The 14,833-nt window shown below is 63.0% G+C and carries 14 protein-coding genes and 1 tRNA gene; 9 read left to right on the forward strand and 6 right to left on the reverse strand.

What is annotated here, in order from left to right; genetic code table 11:
• Window positions 1-256: 256 nt before the first annotated feature.
• Complete coding sequence (locus PG897_RS15770; protein WP_025201519.1) at window positions 257-1,201, forward strand: TerC family protein; 945 nt, start codon at window positions 257-259, stop codon at window positions 1,199-1,201.
• A gap of 56 nt (window positions 1,202-1,257) precedes the next feature.
• On the opposite strand, the gene alr is transcribed toward PG897_RS15770, so the two are convergent.
• Complete coding sequence (gene alr, locus PG897_RS15775) at window positions 1,258-2,484, reverse strand: alanine racemase (RefSeq protein ID WP_201881230.1); 1,227 nt, start codon at window positions 2,482-2,484, stop codon at window positions 1,258-1,260.
• Window positions 2,485-2,674: 190 nt separating this feature from the next.
• Between alr and PG897_RS15780 the strand changes: the two genes are divergently transcribed.
• Window positions 2,675-3,121 (forward strand): methyltransferase family protein, encoded by a 447-nt coding sequence (locus tag PG897_RS15780; protein WP_201881231.1) that lies wholly within the window; start codon window positions 2,675-2,677, stop codon window positions 3,119-3,121.
• Window positions 3,122-3,193: 72 nt separating this feature from the next.
• Here the strand turns inward: PG897_RS15780 and PG897_RS15785 are convergent, their stop codons facing one another.
• The 4 genes from PG897_RS15785 to PG897_RS15800 form a co-directional block, all read right to left on the reverse strand.
• Window positions 3,194-4,453, reverse strand: coding sequence for a dicarboxylate/amino acid:cation symporter (locus PG897_RS15785; RefSeq protein ID WP_201881232.1), 1,260 nt, complete (start codon window positions 4,451-4,453; stop codon window positions 3,194-3,196).
• Between the two features lie 205 nt (window positions 4,454-4,658).
• Window positions 4,659-5,135: a CC0125/CC1285 family lipoprotein gene (locus tag PG897_RS15790; RefSeq protein ID WP_052248722.1), complete on the reverse strand. Its 477-nt coding sequence runs from the start codon at window positions 5,133-5,135 to the stop codon at window positions 4,659-4,661.
• A gap of 138 nt (window positions 5,136-5,273) precedes the next feature.
• Window positions 5,274-5,350, reverse strand: a tRNA-Pro gene (locus PG897_RS15795).
• A 226-nt stretch (window positions 5,351-5,576) separates the two neighbouring features.
• Window positions 5,577-6,920 (reverse strand): dihydroorotase, encoded by a 1,344-nt coding sequence (locus PG897_RS15800; RefSeq protein ID WP_043169552.1) that lies wholly within the window; start codon window positions 6,918-6,920, stop codon window positions 5,577-5,579.
• A 79-nt stretch (window positions 6,921-6,999) separates the two neighbouring features.
• On the opposite strand from PG897_RS15800, the gene PG897_RS15805 reads away from it, so the two are divergent.
• The gene (locus PG897_RS15805) at window positions 7,000-7,884 is read left to right on the forward strand and encodes a 6-carboxytetrahydropterin synthase (protein WP_042007654.1); all 885 of its coding nucleotides are present in this window, start codon (window positions 7,000-7,002) and stop codon (window positions 7,882-7,884) included.
• A gap of 69 nt (window positions 7,885-7,953) precedes the next feature.
• Here the strand turns inward: PG897_RS15805 and PG897_RS15810 are convergent, their stop codons facing one another.
• The gene (locus PG897_RS15810; RefSeq protein ID WP_226013926.1) at window positions 7,954-9,954 is read right to left on the reverse strand and encodes a methyl-accepting chemotaxis protein; all 2,001 of its coding nucleotides are present in this window, start codon (window positions 9,952-9,954) and stop codon (window positions 7,954-7,956) included.
• A 262-nt stretch (window positions 9,955-10,216) separates the two neighbouring features.
• On the opposite strand from PG897_RS15810, the gene hinT reads away from it, so the two are divergent.
• From hinT to PG897_RS15840, 6 genes are all read left to right on the forward strand, one after another.
• The gene (hinT, locus tag PG897_RS15815; protein WP_010633658.1) at window positions 10,217-10,567 is read left to right on the forward strand and encodes a purine nucleoside phosphoramidase; all 351 of its coding nucleotides are present in this window, start codon (window positions 10,217-10,219) and stop codon (window positions 10,565-10,567) included.
• Window positions 10,567-12,000 carry a COG3014 family protein gene (locus PG897_RS15820; protein ID WP_043169548.1) on the forward strand — a complete coding sequence of 478 codons (1,434 nt, stop codon included), beginning with the start codon at window positions 10,567-10,569 and terminating at the stop codon, window positions 11,998-12,000. The genes hinT and PG897_RS15820 overlap by 1 nt, the downstream gene beginning before the upstream one ends.
• A 68-nt stretch (window positions 12,001-12,068) precedes the next feature.
• Complete coding sequence (locus PG897_RS15825; protein WP_010633660.1) at window positions 12,069-12,467, forward strand: YcfL family protein; 399 nt, start codon at window positions 12,069-12,071, stop codon at window positions 12,465-12,467.
• Window positions 12,467-13,063, forward strand: coding sequence for a penicillin-binding protein activator LpoB (lpoB, locus tag PG897_RS15830; protein WP_005302153.1), 597 nt, complete (start codon window positions 12,467-12,469; stop codon window positions 13,061-13,063). The genes PG897_RS15825 and lpoB overlap by 1 nt, the downstream gene beginning before the upstream one ends.
• Window positions 13,053-13,907 (forward strand): phosphotransferase, encoded by an 855-nt coding sequence (locus PG897_RS15835; protein WP_201881239.1) that lies wholly within the window; start codon window positions 13,053-13,055, stop codon window positions 13,905-13,907. Before lpoB ends, PG897_RS15835 begins: the two co-directional genes overlap by 11 nt.
• Window positions 13,908-13,969: 62 nt before the next feature.
• Window positions 13,970-14,827: a DUF6279 family lipoprotein gene (locus PG897_RS15840; protein ID WP_025201528.1), complete on the forward strand. Its 858-nt coding sequence runs from the start codon at window positions 13,970-13,972 to the stop codon at window positions 14,825-14,827.
• Window positions 14,828-14,833 lie beyond the last annotated feature (6 nt).

Raw genomic sequence — 14,833 nt, forward strand, 5'->3', positions numbered from 1 at the left:
TTTTTTGCGAGGGAGATGAAGATGCCCCTTGGCGTTCCCTTTTGCCGCTGTTACTATCCGCCGCACAAGGGGAGTAACTTCTCGCCGGTTTGTCGTCATTACGGTGCACCCATATCCTGCAGTGCACCCGGCAGCCGGGCAGTCGATGAAAATCGGCTGTAAGTGAGACCTTGCCGAGAGGCAAGGTGTATCTGCTCCAGACGCGAACCCACTGCCTCCCGGCCGTGGGTTTTGTCGTTTTTGGGAGAAGTGAAAAATGGGTGAATGGTGGATGTGGACCGGTTTCTTCAGCATAGTGCTGGTCCTGTTATGGATTGATATCCGCTTTGTCGGTGGCGGCAAGGCGCACAAGGTGTCCCTCAAAGAGGCGGGCATCTGGTCCCTCATCTGGATCAGCGTGGCGCTCCTCTTCAACCTGGCCATCTGGTTCTGGCTGGATCACAGTGCCGGCCGTGAAATTGCCAACCAGAAGGGGCTGGAGTTTCTCACCGGCTACCTCATCGAGAAGGCGCTGGCGGTGGACAACGTCTTCGTCTGGTTGATGCTGTTCGGCTACTTTGCCATTCCGGCCGAGCTGCAGCGCCGGGTGCTGCTGTACGGGGTACTGGGTGCCATCGTGATGCGGGCCGGTATGGTGTTCGCCGGCAGCTGGCTTATCGAGCAGTTCCACTGGATCCTCTACCTGTTCGGCGCCTTCCTGCTGCTGACCGGGGTCAAGATGCTGTGGGCGGCCGACAAGGAGCCGGATCTGGCCAACAACCCGCTGCTGGGCTGGATGCGCCGCCGCTTCAAGGTGACCGAGACCCTGGAGGGGGAGAACTTCTTCGTCTGGCGCGATGGCGTGCGTTACGCAACGCCGCTGTTGCTCATTCTGGTGCTGGTGGAGGTGAGCGATCTCATCTTCGCGGTGGACAGCATCCCGGCCATCTTCGCGGTGACCACGGATCCCTTCATCGTGCTGACCTCCAACATCTTCGCCATCATGGGTCTGCGTGCCATGTACTTCCTGCTGGCCGGCGTGGCCGAGCGCTTCGCCTTGCTGAAATACGGTCTGGCACTGATCCTGATGTTTATCGGGGTCAAGATGCTGCTGCTGGATGTGTTCAAGATCCCCACCGGAATTGCATTGGGTGTGGTTGCGCTGATCCTGCTGGCTTCCATGGGGCTGAGCCTCTGGGTGACCCGCAAGAAAACGGCATAATTGGCAAACAAGCAAAAGGGCTCCCGCGGGAGCCCTTTTTTATGGCAAAGAGTGGCTTAGCGCTTGATCTTCTTGGGGTTGGTGTAACCCCAGATGGTGTACATGTCCGCCAGCAGGGCACCGTTGTACTCCTCCAGATCCGCCTGTTTCACCTCGGCTTCACCCTGGCGGCCGAACAGCACCACCTCGTCACCGGGTTTGACCCCCTTGAGATCGGTCACGTCCACCATGATGGTGTTCATGGAGGTCTTGCCCACCACAGGCACCTTCTGGCCCTGGATCAGCACATAGGCCTTGTTGCTCAGCGCCCGGCGATAGCCGTCGGAGTACCCCAGCGGCAGGTTGGCGAGCCAGGAGTCGCGCTTGAGGGTGAAGGTGCGGTCATAACCGACGGTGTTGCCGGCCGGGTAGTGGTTGACGGAGGCAACCTGGGTCTTGAACGCCATTACCCGCTTGTACTCGGTGTAGGAGGGGATGGAGTCACCGTACAGCAGGCCGCCCGGGCGCACCATGTCGAAGTAGGCGTCCGGCACTTCCAGGGTGGCGAAGGAGTTGGCGGCGTGGATGGTGATCTTGCTGCGATCCAGCTTGCCCGCTTCCAGCAGCCACTGGGAGTCCAGCTTGAACTGGGCCAGACCCATCTTGACGTCCTCTTTCTCCTCCACCGGGAAGTGGGTCATGATGCCGACCGGGGTGATCCCCTTGAGCTTGAGCATGGCCAGCGCGTCTTCCTTGGAGTCAGCCAGGCGCAGATCGATGCCGTTGCGGCTCATGCCGGCGGAGTTGAGCGCGATGTGCACCGGGATATTGGTGTGGTGGCGCTGGGCGATGTCGGCGATGCCCTGGGCACTCACCAGGCTGCCAACCAGCTCTTCCATTTTGTAGGGCAGGGCCTGCTCTACCTCATCCGGGGTGGCGGCGCGCACCCGCATCAGGCGGCCGATGAAGCCCTTCTCGCGGGCCACACGGGCCTCTTCGTTGCTGGCGATGCCGATGCAGGGGATGCCCGCCTTGACCACCGAGGGGACCAGCAGGTCGATGCCGTGGCCGTAGGCGTCCGCCTTCATGATGGCGCAGATCTTCGGCCCCTTGTCGCCGAGGCGATCCTTGAGGGTCTGGATGTTGTGCTCGAAGGCGCCGAGATCAACTTCCAGCCAGGCATTGCTGGCGGTCTGCACTTCGCCGTTGCGGTGATCGCTGGCTAGCGGCAGGTAAGGGGCTGCGACGGCCTGACCGGCCAGCAGGCCCAGGATCAGGGTGGCCAGCAGTGTCTTCTTGTGCATGGGGTGGTTCCTTTCTTTATTGTTTGGGTTGAGGCGCATGACGGTCAGCGGGTGACCGTTTTCATGCAGATGGGATAAAGTGTAGCCAAGGCATTGTTATCGTTATGAACTTTGTCAATTTTCCACGGCGCTTTCCCGCCGGGGAGTGTAACGCAAGGTGCCGATCGTGGCACCTTCCGGGAGCCAATAGATGATGAGTCTTGAGTGTCGGGTACCACCGTTGCTGCTGTTTGGCCTGATCGTGGCGGCCATGCTGGGATGGGGCGCGGGTGACGTGAACGGTGGCTGGCCGCTACCGGCCCTGTTGCTGGCCATGCTCGGCAGCCTGTTCGGGCTGGGAGGCGTGCTGCGCTTTCGCCGCCAGGGCACCACGGTGACGCCGCTGCGCCCGGCGCAGGCCAGTGCGCTGGTCACCGGGGGGATCTATCGTGTCAGCCGCAACCCCATGTACCTGGGGCTGCTCTGCTGGACCATGGCGCTGGCCTGTTATCTGGGCGGGCTGCTGGTATGGCTCGGTCCGCTGCTGCTGTGGGGCTGGCTCAGCCGCTGGCAGATAGTGCCGGAGGAGCGGGCGTTGCAGGGGCGCTTTGGCGAGGCCTATGCCGATTACTGCCGGCGGGTGCGGCGCTGGTGCTAGGGAGCGTGCTGTTGCCATGAGGCACAAGAAAACGGCCCGCAGATGCGGGCCGTTTTGATGGGATGGCGGGGATCACGCCTTGGCGGTATCCACCTCGCCGAGCGGCGCGGTTTCAGCCAGGCTGTCTTCGCTCTTGGCCACCACGCTGGCGGCGATGGCGTTGCCCAGCACGTTGGTGGCGGAGCGACCCATGTCGAGGAAGTGGTCGATGCCGAGCAGCAGCAGGATGCCCGCTTCCGGGATCTGGAACTGGTTGAGGGTGGCGGCAATCACCACCAGAGAGGCGCGCGGTACGCCGGCCATCCCCTTGGAGGTGACCATCAGCAGCAGCAGCATGGTGATCTGCTGGGCCATGGAGAGCTCGATGCCGTAGGCCTGGGCGATGAACATCACCGCGAAGGTGCAGTACATCATGGAGCCGTCCAGGTTGAAGGAGTAGCCCATGGGCAGCACGAAGCTGGCGATGCGCTTGTCACAACCGAACTTCTCCAGCCGATCCAGGGTCTTGGGATAGGCAGCCTCGGAGCTGGCGGTGGAGAAGGCCAGCAGGATGGGCTCGCGGATCAGGGCCAGCAAGGTCAGCATGCGGCGGCGGATGAACAGGCTGCCCATGGCGATCAGCAGCAGCCAGAGGCAGCCCAGTGCCAGGTAGAACTGGGCCATGAAGGTGCCGTAGGTGGCGAGGATGCCGAGCCCTTCCTTGGCGACCATGGCGGCGATGGCGCCAAATACCGCGAACGGCGCGAAGTTCATCACGTAGCCGGTCACCTTGAGCATGATCTCGGCGCCGCTGGCCATCAGCATCACCACTGGCTTGGCGGCGTCCCCCAGGGCGGCGGCGGCCAGCCCGAAGAAGAGGGAGAACACCACGATCTGCAGGATCTCGTTGGTGGCCATCGCCTCGACCACGCTTTTCGGGATGGCGTGGGTGACGAAGTCCTTGAGGGAGATGGCAGTGGCGACCACGCCGGAGCTGGCGGTGTCATCGGGCAGGGAGAGGGAGAGCCCCACCCCAGGCTGCATCAGGTGAACCATCACCAGTCCCAGGGTCAGTGACAGCAGGGAGGCGAGCATGAACCAGCCGAGGGTCTTGACGCCGATGCGGCCCACGGTGCGGGTGTCGCCCATCTTGGCGATACCGACCACCAGGGTGGTGAACACCAGGGGGGCGATGATCATCTTGATGAGGCGCAGGAAGATGTCGGTCAGCAGGGTGATGTCGCTGGCAAAGCCGGCGGCCTGGTCAGGAGCAAACATCCGATAGCCCTGACCGGTAAGGATGCCAACCAGCATTGCGATGAGGATGGCAGCCGTCAATTTGTTCATTTTCATGGGGTGGGTCCCAGTTTTGATGAGTGCAAAGCATTTCAAGCGGCAAGGGCGCCACTTCAGTCCGTTTTTGTGATCCGAGCCGTAGATTCCTGACAGCCGGTGTGCTGGCAGCATGCCTAATCCGGGGGGGTAAATCCAGCGCCTTGTAGCAGAATTTTATCTTGCTATTAGGTGTATGTGATATGAATCTTGCAATTTGTCTATATTAATCGCTGTTTATTTTGATGTTGGCAAGATAATCAGCTTTCAGGCTTTGGTCGTTTCTTGCCCGTTTGGCGAGGGTGAAGACCAGCAGCGCCGAGATGCGATGCTCCACGGTGCGCTGATCCAGAAAGGGGTCCGGTTCGTCATCATCGAACCCGAACAGGGGGCGGCTCGGGGTCACCCTGACCGCATCCCGTTGCAGGGTCAACTCGTTGACCTCAAGCCACTGATAACCTTCGGCTTGCGCCACTTCACCCGCCCGTTTCAGCACGTACTTGCGGGCGGTTTCCCGGCTCACCAGATCGTTGCCGACAAACTCCAGCTGCCACTTGTCCGGCCCGAGCCGGGTCTGGGAGAAACCGGTCTGGCCGTTCCAGAACGAGGGTTCGCTGTGATAGGGGGTGGCACAGCCGAGCTGCAGGGCAGCGCAGAGGCAGGCCAGCAGCAGGACGGGCACAGAGGGACGGGGAGAGGGCATCTCGATCACCGGTTGGCAGCAGAGGGCTTCACTACAGCACAAAGCCATGGGGGGCACAATCGGGGGGCAGCTTCCTACGATGGCGCGCCTGAAAGAAAAAAGGCCTTGTCGTTTGACAAGGCCTTTCTCGGGGAATGATGGTCGGCGTGAGAGGATTTGAACCTCCGACCCCTGACACCCCATGACAGTGCGCTACCTGGCTGCGCTACACGCCGACGAAGTCAGTCTGAGCTGACGGGGGCTGAGTTTATGGAGATGGACCCGACCTGTCAACAAGGAAACCGCGGCGGCGGTGCGTTCGCCTGCTTTGCGAACAATCGGCGCTCAAAGTGCCGCCACTTGCCCAAAAACTGCTCATGGCGGGGTTGAGAACCCCTTAAAACAAGCAGGCCGCCCGGGTGGGCGGCCTGCGATGGTGACGATGGCACCGATTGGGAGGGATCAGCGGGTGAAGGTGAGCCGCTTGCCCAGCACCTCGTTGGTGACCTGACCGTTTTGCCAGGCGATCTGGCCGTTGACCAGGGTCATCTCCACCGTGCTGTGGAAACGGTAGCCGTTGAAGGGCGACCAGCCGCACAGGTAGAGCAGGTTGCTGTCGTTGACCACGTAGGGCTTGCCCAGATCCAACAGCACCAGGTCGGCGAAGTAACCCTCGCGGATGTAGCCACGATCCTGCACCTGGAAGCGCTCGGCTACCGCGTGGGAGGTCTTCTTGACGATGGTCTCCAGCGAGAATACCCCGTTGTGATAGAGCTCCAGCAGGGCCAGCAGGGAGTGCTGCACCAGCGGCACGCCGGACGGCGCCTTGAAGTAGCTGTTCTGCTTCTCTTCCCAGGTGTGGGGGGCGTGGTCGGTGGCGATGATGTCGAGCACGTCATTGCGCACCGCATCCAGCAGGGCGTGCTGGTCGGCGGCGCTCTTCACCGCCGGGTTGCACTTGATCTGGCTGCCCAGGGTGTCGTAGTCCGCCTCGTTGAAGAACAGATGGTGGACGCACACCTCGGCGGTGATGTTCTTGTCCTTGAGATCCTTCAGATCCGGGGTAGCGGTAAAGAGCGACAGCTCTTTCGCCGTGGTCAGGTGCAGCACGTGCAGCTTGGCGCCGTACTGCTTGGCCAGGGAGACCGCCAGGCTGGAGGATTTGTAGCAGGCATCGGCGCTGCGGATGCGGCCATGCTCGCGCATCGGCACATCTTCGCCCCATTTGGCGCGGGCTTCGTCTTCCAGCACCTTGATGGTGGGGGTGTCCTCGCAGTGGGTGACGATCATCACCGGGCTCTCGCGGAAGATGGCGGCCAGGGTCTCCTGATTGTCCACCAGCATGTTGCCGGTAGAGGCACCCATGAAGATCTTGATGCCGCAGGACTGTTTCGGATCGAGCTTCTTGATCTCTTCCAGGTTGTCGTTGGTGGCGCCGAGGTAGAAGCTGTAGTTGGCGGCGGAGGAGTTGGCGGCTATCTGGTATTTGGCTTCGAGGGCATCGATGGTGGTGGTCTGGGGATTGACGTTGGGCATTTCCATGAAGCTGGTGGTGCCACCGGCCACGGCGGCCCGGGATTCACTGGCGATGGTCCCCTTGTGGGTCAACCCCGGTTCCCGGAAATGGACCTGATCATCGATCATTCCGGGGATGAGATGACGGCCCGCGGCATCGATCACCACTGCATCGGGCGCCTGGATATCCGGGGCGATGCGGGCGATCCGTTCCCCCTCGATCAGCACGTCGGAGGCATAGATGCGGCCTTCGTTGACCAGGGTGGCATTCTTGATAAGCAATTTGTTCATGGGGGGTTCCAGTTCCTTTGCCGATAATCGCGGGTCATAATAGCGCAAACCGCCCTTTCTCTGTAGCAAGGCCTGACTGATGAAGTTATTTGTAAAAGATTTGACCGTGATCGACTCCAGCTACCTGTGCGAACGCCGCGGTATGGTGGGGGAGAGCTGGCTGGTGGACATCGAAATGAGCGGCGAGCTCAACGAGATGAGCATGTTGCTGGACTTCGGCCGGGTCAAGAAGCTGATCAAGTCGATCATCGACGACGAAGTGGATCACAAGCTGCTGGTGCCGACCGAGAGCCCCCTGGTGCAGGTGGCCCAGCTGGACGGTGACGAGAGCACCGTCGATCTGCTGCGCCCGGGTCGCTCCATCCACCTGCGCTGCCCGAGCCAGGGCTTTGCCTTCATTCCGGCGCCTCAGGTGGACAAGGAGTCCGTCACCCGCTATCTGCTGGCGGTGCTGGCCAAGCGGCTGCCGGGCAACATCAAGGATCTGTCGCTGACCCTGCGCCAGGAGGCCATCGACGGCGCCTTCTATCACTACAGCCACGGTCTCAAGAAGCACGACGGCAACTGCCAGCGTATCGCCCACGGCCACCGCTCTCCCATCGAGATCCACGTGGACGGCGAGCGCGACCAGGAGCTTGAGCTCAACTGGGCCGAACGCTGGGCCGACATCTACCTGGGGACCGACGAGGATCGGGTGGCCCTCGGCGATCTCGCGTTGAGCGAGCAGGCCAAGGCCATCCTGCAAGAGGCTGGCGAACACTACGTCGGCTTCAAGTATGTGGCGCCGCAAGGGCTGTTCCAGCTGGCCATGCCGGCGGCGGAGGTGGAGATGATCGACACCGACACCACCATAGAGCTGCTGGCTCACTACATCGCCCGCGAGGTGAAGAAGAGCGTGGGCGACAAGTTCATCAAGATCGTGGCCTATGAAGGGGTGGGCAAGGGCGCCATCGCCTACGCCTGATCCCGCGCCGCTTGTCAGTAAAAAACAAGGCCCCGCATCTGCGGGGCCTTGTCGTAGCCGGGGTTGGCGTCAGGCGCTGAGCCGGAAGCGCTTGACCAGGCTCTCCTGCTGCTCGGCCAGCGAGTCGAGCTGCTGGCTGGTCTCGGCCACCCGCTCGATCCCCTGGTAGTTGAGATCCGAGATGTCGGAGATGCGGTTGAGGTTGGTGGCGATGTCGGCACTGGTGGCCTGCTGCTGCTCGGCGGCGGAGGCGATCTGGCTCGACATGTCGCTGATGAGCACCACTATGCCCTGCACCTCCTCCATGGCGTTGTTGGCGTGGGAGCTCTGATCCATGCAGCTGTCCATCTCGCGCGAGCACTCCTGCATCACGGTCACCGCCTTGGCGACCCCCTGCTGCAGGTTCTCGATCATGGTCTGGATCTCGCTGGTGGACTGGGCGGTGCGCCCGGCCAGGCTGCGCACCTCGTCGGCCACCACCGCAAAGCCGCGCCCCTGCTCGCCGGCCCGCGCCGCTTCAATGGCGGCATTGAGGGCCAGCAGGTTGGTCTGCTCGGCGATGCCGCGAATGACGTCGAGGATGTTACCGATCTGGCCGCTCATGGCACTCACGTCGCCAATCACCTTGCCGGTCTGCTGCAGCTTGCCCGCCAGCTGGTGGGTGGTGGTGATGTTGCCGGCCATCACCTTGCGACCGGTCTCGGAGGCTTTCTCCACGTCCATCACTCGCTCCAGGGTCTGGTTGGCAGCCTGGGCCACCTCCCGTACCGAGGCCTCCATCTGGGTCATGGCGGCGGCGACCGAGGCGGTCTCCTGGCGCTGTTTCTCCAGATCCGCCCGCACCGATTCGGTGGTGTGGCGGTTGTCATGGGCGGCGTTGTTGAGCTGGTTGGAGGCCTGGGAGAGCTGGCTCAGCACCTCGCCCATCTGCTCGATCAGCAGGTTGACCTGGCTGCCGAGCCGGCCGAATTCGTTGTTGCTGCGAAAACCGATGCGCTGGGTCATGTCGCCCTGGGTCACCTCGGTCAGCACCCGCAGCAGCTCCTTGAGCGGACGGCGAATGGCCTTGCCGAGGGTGTAGGCCACCAGGATGGCGATGGTGATGGCGATGACCAGCGCCACCCCCTGGGTGAGGGTGCTCTGGGTCTGCACCTTGCCGGAGGCGCGGATGCTGTTGTTCATCAGCTGCTGGCTCTGGGCGGTGATCTGCTCGAGCTTGCTCTGGATGTTGACGATGAGCTTGCCGGCCTGCTTGCTCTGCTCGCGCATCCGCTCCTGCTGCTGCATCAGCGCCAGGTACTGGGCCAGCACGCCGTCGCTGGCGGTGGTGTCGCGCACGAAGCCGTGCACGTAGTGGCCCATGTTGTTGTCGAACTCTTTGAGCTCCCCCTGCAGATCCTTGATGGTGCTGTTGAAGCCCTCGATCTGCATCTTGTTGCGTTTGAGCGCCGCCTCGATGGGGGCGGGGATGCTCTGGTTGAGGGCATCCATGGTGGAGAGTTCAATGGCGGAGAGCTTGGTGGTCAGGGTCTCGGAGAGCATCTTGATGAAGCTGTCGTCAATGGTGATCATCATGTCCCCCAGGTTCTTCTTGAACTGGGGCAGGCTGACCTGGAACTGCCCCTTGGCCTGGTTCACCTTGTAGAGCCGGGTGAGCAGGGCCTGGTGTTCGGTGGGCAGGGTCTCGGTCAGCTGCAGGTAGTCCTTGACCAGCTGGTTGAGCGCGCCGAGCTCACTCTGCAGCTCCGGATGTTCCGCCGCCTGTTGGGCAAGGGTGGCGAGAGTCTGCTCGACCTGCGCCTTGGCCTGCTGCAGCTCGGCCACTTCGGCCGGGATCTGCTTGAGATCCTGCTCGGTCAGCACGTCGGTGAGCCACTTGTTGGCGCTGAGCAGGCTGATCTGGGTCTGACTGCTGGCGATCACCAGCGGCATGGTCTGCCGGGTGACCTGATCCAGCGCCTGGTTTAGCTCGCTCTGGCTGCGGAAGGTGAGTACCGAGGTGGCCGCCATCACGGCCACCAGGATGGCAAAGCCAAGATAGACCCTCTGCAAGATGGAGAGGTCTGACATTGTTTGTTTCATTATTGTCCCGCTGTATATGCAAAAGTCCCTTGCCTGAATACCCCGTCCATTTGATACCCTGCTACCACTGTGGGCGAGCAACGTCGGCAGACGTCTTCCGGCTATCGGTATTTTTAACAATAACTGAAGAGAATGGGACAACGGCTGTGTCAAATGTCGGCTTGTGTCACACTTGCCGGGCCTTGATGACGGGCGTTGGAACCGCTTGAGACAGGCATTGAATTTTCTTTTTCATATAAAGGAGTTATCCATGGCGCAAGAAACCATTTTCAGCAAAATCATCCGCAAAGAGATCCCCGCCGACATCCTTTATCAAGACGACCTGGTGACCGCCTTTCGCGACATCCAGCCCAAGGCCAAGACCCATATCCTGATCATCCCCAACGTGCTGATCCCCACCGTCAACGATGTGGAGCCGGATCACGAGCTGGCGCTGGGCCGGATGTTCACCGTGGCCCGCAAGCTGGCCAGCGAGGCGGGCATTGCCGAGGATGGCTACCGCCTCATCATGAACTGCAACCGCCACGGCGGGCAGGAGGTCTACCACATCCATCTGCATCTGGTCGGCGGCCAGCCGCTGGGACCCCTGCTCAGCCTGTGATGCCGCGCCTGCCACTGGCCGGTCTGCTGCTGGCCGGTTCCCTGCTGGGGGGCTGCGCCTCCCACTGGCAAGACATGTTCGTCTCCTATTCCGATCAGATGGTGCCGCTGCGCAACCAGCTGTTGCTGGGTCATGCCGCCGAGGCGCTGCCCGAGGTGCGCGACTCCACGCCGGGGGACGATACCTATGTGCTGGACCGGCTGGAGCAGGGGCGCATCGCCTGGCTGGCGAGTCAGGATGCCGCCAGCAAGCAGGCCTTTGCGGCAGCCGACAGCCGGCTGGCGTGGGAAGACAATCAGGCCGAGTACCGGGTCAGCCAGGGGCTGGCCCAGGCGGGCAGCCTGCTTACCAATGACCAGACCATGGCCTACTGGGCGCCGGACTACGAGCGCACCATGCTGCACCACTATCTGGCTCTCAACTACCTGCAGCGCGGGGACGCCGAGGGCGCCCTGGTGGAGGTGCGTCGCGCCAACCAGGTGCAGGAGCAGGCCCTTAAACGGCGGGCCGACGAGGTGCGTAAGGCAAAGCAAAAGAGCGAAGAGGCCGAGGCGGATACCGCAACTGAAGGGGAGATGCGCCAGCTGATGTCGCGCGGCGCCCCCGAGCTCGACCGGCTGATAGGGCGGGTCAAGAACGGTTTCCAGAACGCCTACACCTTCTATTTCTCCGGCGTGCTCTATGAGGCGGCCGGCGATCTCAACGATGCCTGGGTCGACTATCAGCGTGGTTACCAGATAGCACCGGACAACCGGAGCCTGCAGGATGCCTTGCTGCGCCTGGCTGTGCTTCGTGGTGCCGCGGACGAGATCCGCGAAACCGAGAAAAAGGTGGGCCGCAAGGCGCCGCCCCTGGCCAAGAGTCAGGGCCAGCTGGTGGTGCTGTTTGAAGATGGGCTGATCCCGGCACGGCGCGAGCTGTTCCTGCCGCTACCCATCGCCACCTCCGGCGGCGATTTTCGCACCTTTACCGTCGCCATCCCCTATTACGATAATCGGGCCAGCGACACCGGGCCGCTCACGGTGTCGGTGGGCAAGCGGGTCGAGCAGACCAGCGAGCTGGTCAGGCTGGAGGCGCTGGCGGCCAAAGATCTGCAGGAGCGGCTGCCCGGCATGCTGACCCGCCAGGCGCTGCGGCTGGTGGCCAAGGAGCAGGTGCGGCGCACCGCCGCCAAGGAGGGGGGCGATGTGGGCAACATTCTGGTCGGCATCTTCAATACCCTCTCGGAGCGGGCTGACACCCGCAGCTGGCTGACGCTGCCGGCGCAGGCATCGAGCTGGCAGGGGATGCTGCCGGCGGGTGACGTGAACCTTACCCTGGGTGCGGGGGCAGCCCAGCGGCAATTGCCGCTCACCATCCACCAGGGACGCACCACCCTGGTGTGGGTGCAGCGGCTCGGTGCCGGGCTGACGACGCGGGTGATGCCGCTGTAACGGCGAACGATGGCAATACACATGAGTGACCGGTCGGGCCCATCGGGGTCGCCGGCAAGGAGAGCAAGATGAAAGCACACGGGTTGGCTCTGGGCCTGGTTCTGCTGCTGGCAGGCTGCGCCACCAATACCTCCGGCGTGGCGCTCTATGGGGCGGCGGGCGCCGCGCCAGTGGCGGAGCAGCATCAGAACGTCAATGTCACCCTGACCGAGCTCAGCCGGCGCGAACAGAACGGCCTGCTGCAGGTCAATGTGGCGGCGGCCAGCACCCAGCGCGGCGACAACAAGCTGCAATACCTGTTCTATTGGTATGATGAGGCGGGGCAGGAGGTGGCCAGCGATGGCCGCGGCTGGACGCCGCTCAAGCTGCACGGCTATCAGACACGCACCCTGTCTGCCCTGGCGCCGAGCCCGGCCGCCCGGGGCTACCGGATTTACGTACGCGAAGTGATTGAGGAATCCTACTGATGAAAATGAATCATGCCCTGCTGATCCTGACCGGCGCCCTGCTGCTGGGCGGCTGCTCCAGCACCACCGTCAGCTATGGCGATCCGACCGAAACCGAGACGGTGACCGTCGATTACGGTTCCAGCGATCTGCAGGCCATCGCCGACAAGATGGCGGATTCCATGCTGGCGTCGCCGGCCACCAGCGAGATCACCGCCGGCGGCCGTCCGGTGATGTTCATGGACTCCATCCGCAACAAGACCTCCGAGCATATCGACACCGAGGCCATCACCGACACCATCCGTACCAAGCTGCTGCGCGCCGGCAAGTTCCGCTTCGTCGACATGAGCAAGGTGGCGGCGGTCAAGCAGCAGCTCGAATACCAGCAGAGCAGCGGCATGGTGGATCCTGCCTCCATGGTGCGCCTGGGTAAGCAGACCGGCGCCCGCTACATGGTCTATGGCAACCTTGCCAGCATCGTCAAGGACAACGGCAAGGTGAAGGATGTCTACTACCAGATGACCATGAACCTGATGGATCTGCAAAACGGCGAGCTGCTGTGGGCCGATCAGAAAGAGATCCGCAAGCAGGCCAAGAAGTCCACCTTTGGCTGGTAAGTCGAGCGAGGCCACTCTGGACGCCGCCGAGCGCGCCCTGCTGGCCCGCCTGCCGCCACCCTGGCGCTCGGGTCGGCTGGAGCCATTGGCCAGCGGTCTGACCAACTGCAACTATCGACTGCGCCTCCCCTCGGGGCGCAGTCACTTTTTGCGCCTGGGCCACCCCGATCCGGTGCGCCTTGGTATCGACCGGACCACCGAATGGCAGCTCTATCAGGGAGCCGTGGGGCAGGGGCTGGCCTTGCCCTGCCATCACAGCGATCCCGCCACTGGCCTGATGCTGCTGGACTGGTGCGACGAGCCGAACTGGCTGGCGGCGCCGCCCCCGGCTGCGTTGCAGCCAGCGCTGCTGGCCGGGGTGCTGACGCGGCTGCACCGGTTGCCGGTGCCGACCGTGGTGATGGCGGTGCGGGCCCACAGCGCCGGTTATCGTGGCCGGCTGGCCCGGGTGCCGACCTGGTTGCCTGCGCTGGAGCGGGGGCTGCTGGCCAGCCGCGAGCCCGCCGATTGCTGGCTCCCTTGCCATCATGATCTCAATCCGGCTAATTTGTTGGGGAGCCGGCCCTGGGTCATCGACTGGGAGTATGGCGCCGCCGGGCATCCCGGTTTCGAGGTGGCCAGCATCCAGCGCACCCACAACTGGCAGGAGGCCCAGCGCGAGGCACTGGAGCAGGCCTACTGCGAGCTGGCTGGGGCGCAGGTCGGCCCGCGCGGCTTTCAGAGCCGGGCCTTTTTGCCCTGGGTCGACTATATAGGGCTGCTGTGGGCGCTGCTGATGGCCGAGCAGAAGCCGGGGCCTGACTACCAGGCGCTGATCGATCTCAACCGGCAGCGGCTGGAGTAGAGGGTCAGGCATTGTGAATCATCCGTATCGACAACCCTGTTTCATCAACATTGGAGCCCTGCATGGTGACCACCTTTTCCTGGCGCAAGCCCAGTAGCTGGAGTCTGCTGCTGCTCTGTCTGCTGCTGGCCGGCTGCTCCACCCGGGTCGTCTATTACTGGCTCGACGTGGCCATCGTCTGGCAGCTGGACGACTATTTCTCGCTGGATCGCAGCCAGAAGCGGCTGCTGGACAACGAAGTGAAGGGGTTGATGGCCTGGCACCGCCAGCATGAGGTGCCGCGCTACGCCAACGATCTCGATGCGCTGGCCAAGGCGGTGGCGAGCCCCATGACCCCGGCCCAGGTCTCCCGCCATCTGGATGCGGCCCAGCAGAGCCTGACTCGCACTCTGGAAGACACGGTGCCGCGGGCGGTGCGGCTGGCGCGCACCCTGACCGAGGCGCAGGTGGCCATGTTCATGAAGGACAGGCTGACCCGTCAGGCAGAGCGGGAAAAGGAGTTTGCCGACAAGCCCAGGGAGGAGATGCTCAAGGAGTTTCGCGACAAGATGAACGAGCGGCTGGTGTTCTGGATTGGCGAGGTGAAGCCGGCCCAGGCCCCGCTGGTGGCTCAGTGGGCCCAGTGGCAGTACGAGCTGCAGGCCCCCTGGCTTGAGTTCCAGACCGCCTGGACCAAGGAGCTGGATCGGCTGATGAAGCAGCGCCAGAGCCAGGACTTCGGCGCCCAGCTCACCGCCCTGCTGCAACAGGGGGACGGCCTGATGGATGGCCGCTTCACCGGTTACACCGATCAGTCGCGCCAGCGCACCGTCAACTGGCTGAGCGATCTCAGCCAGTCGCTGGACATCTCCCAGCGGGCCCACCTCTACAGCCTGCTCAAGGGCTATGCCCGCGATTTCAGGCAGATGTCTGAGGGGTAATGGTTG

Origin of the sequence: Aeromonas sp. QDB20, assembly GCF_027707805.1 — a bacterium.
In the GTDB taxonomy this organism is placed as follows: Bacteria; Pseudomonadota; Gammaproteobacteria; order Enterobacterales; family Aeromonadaceae; genus Aeromonas; species Aeromonas dhakensis.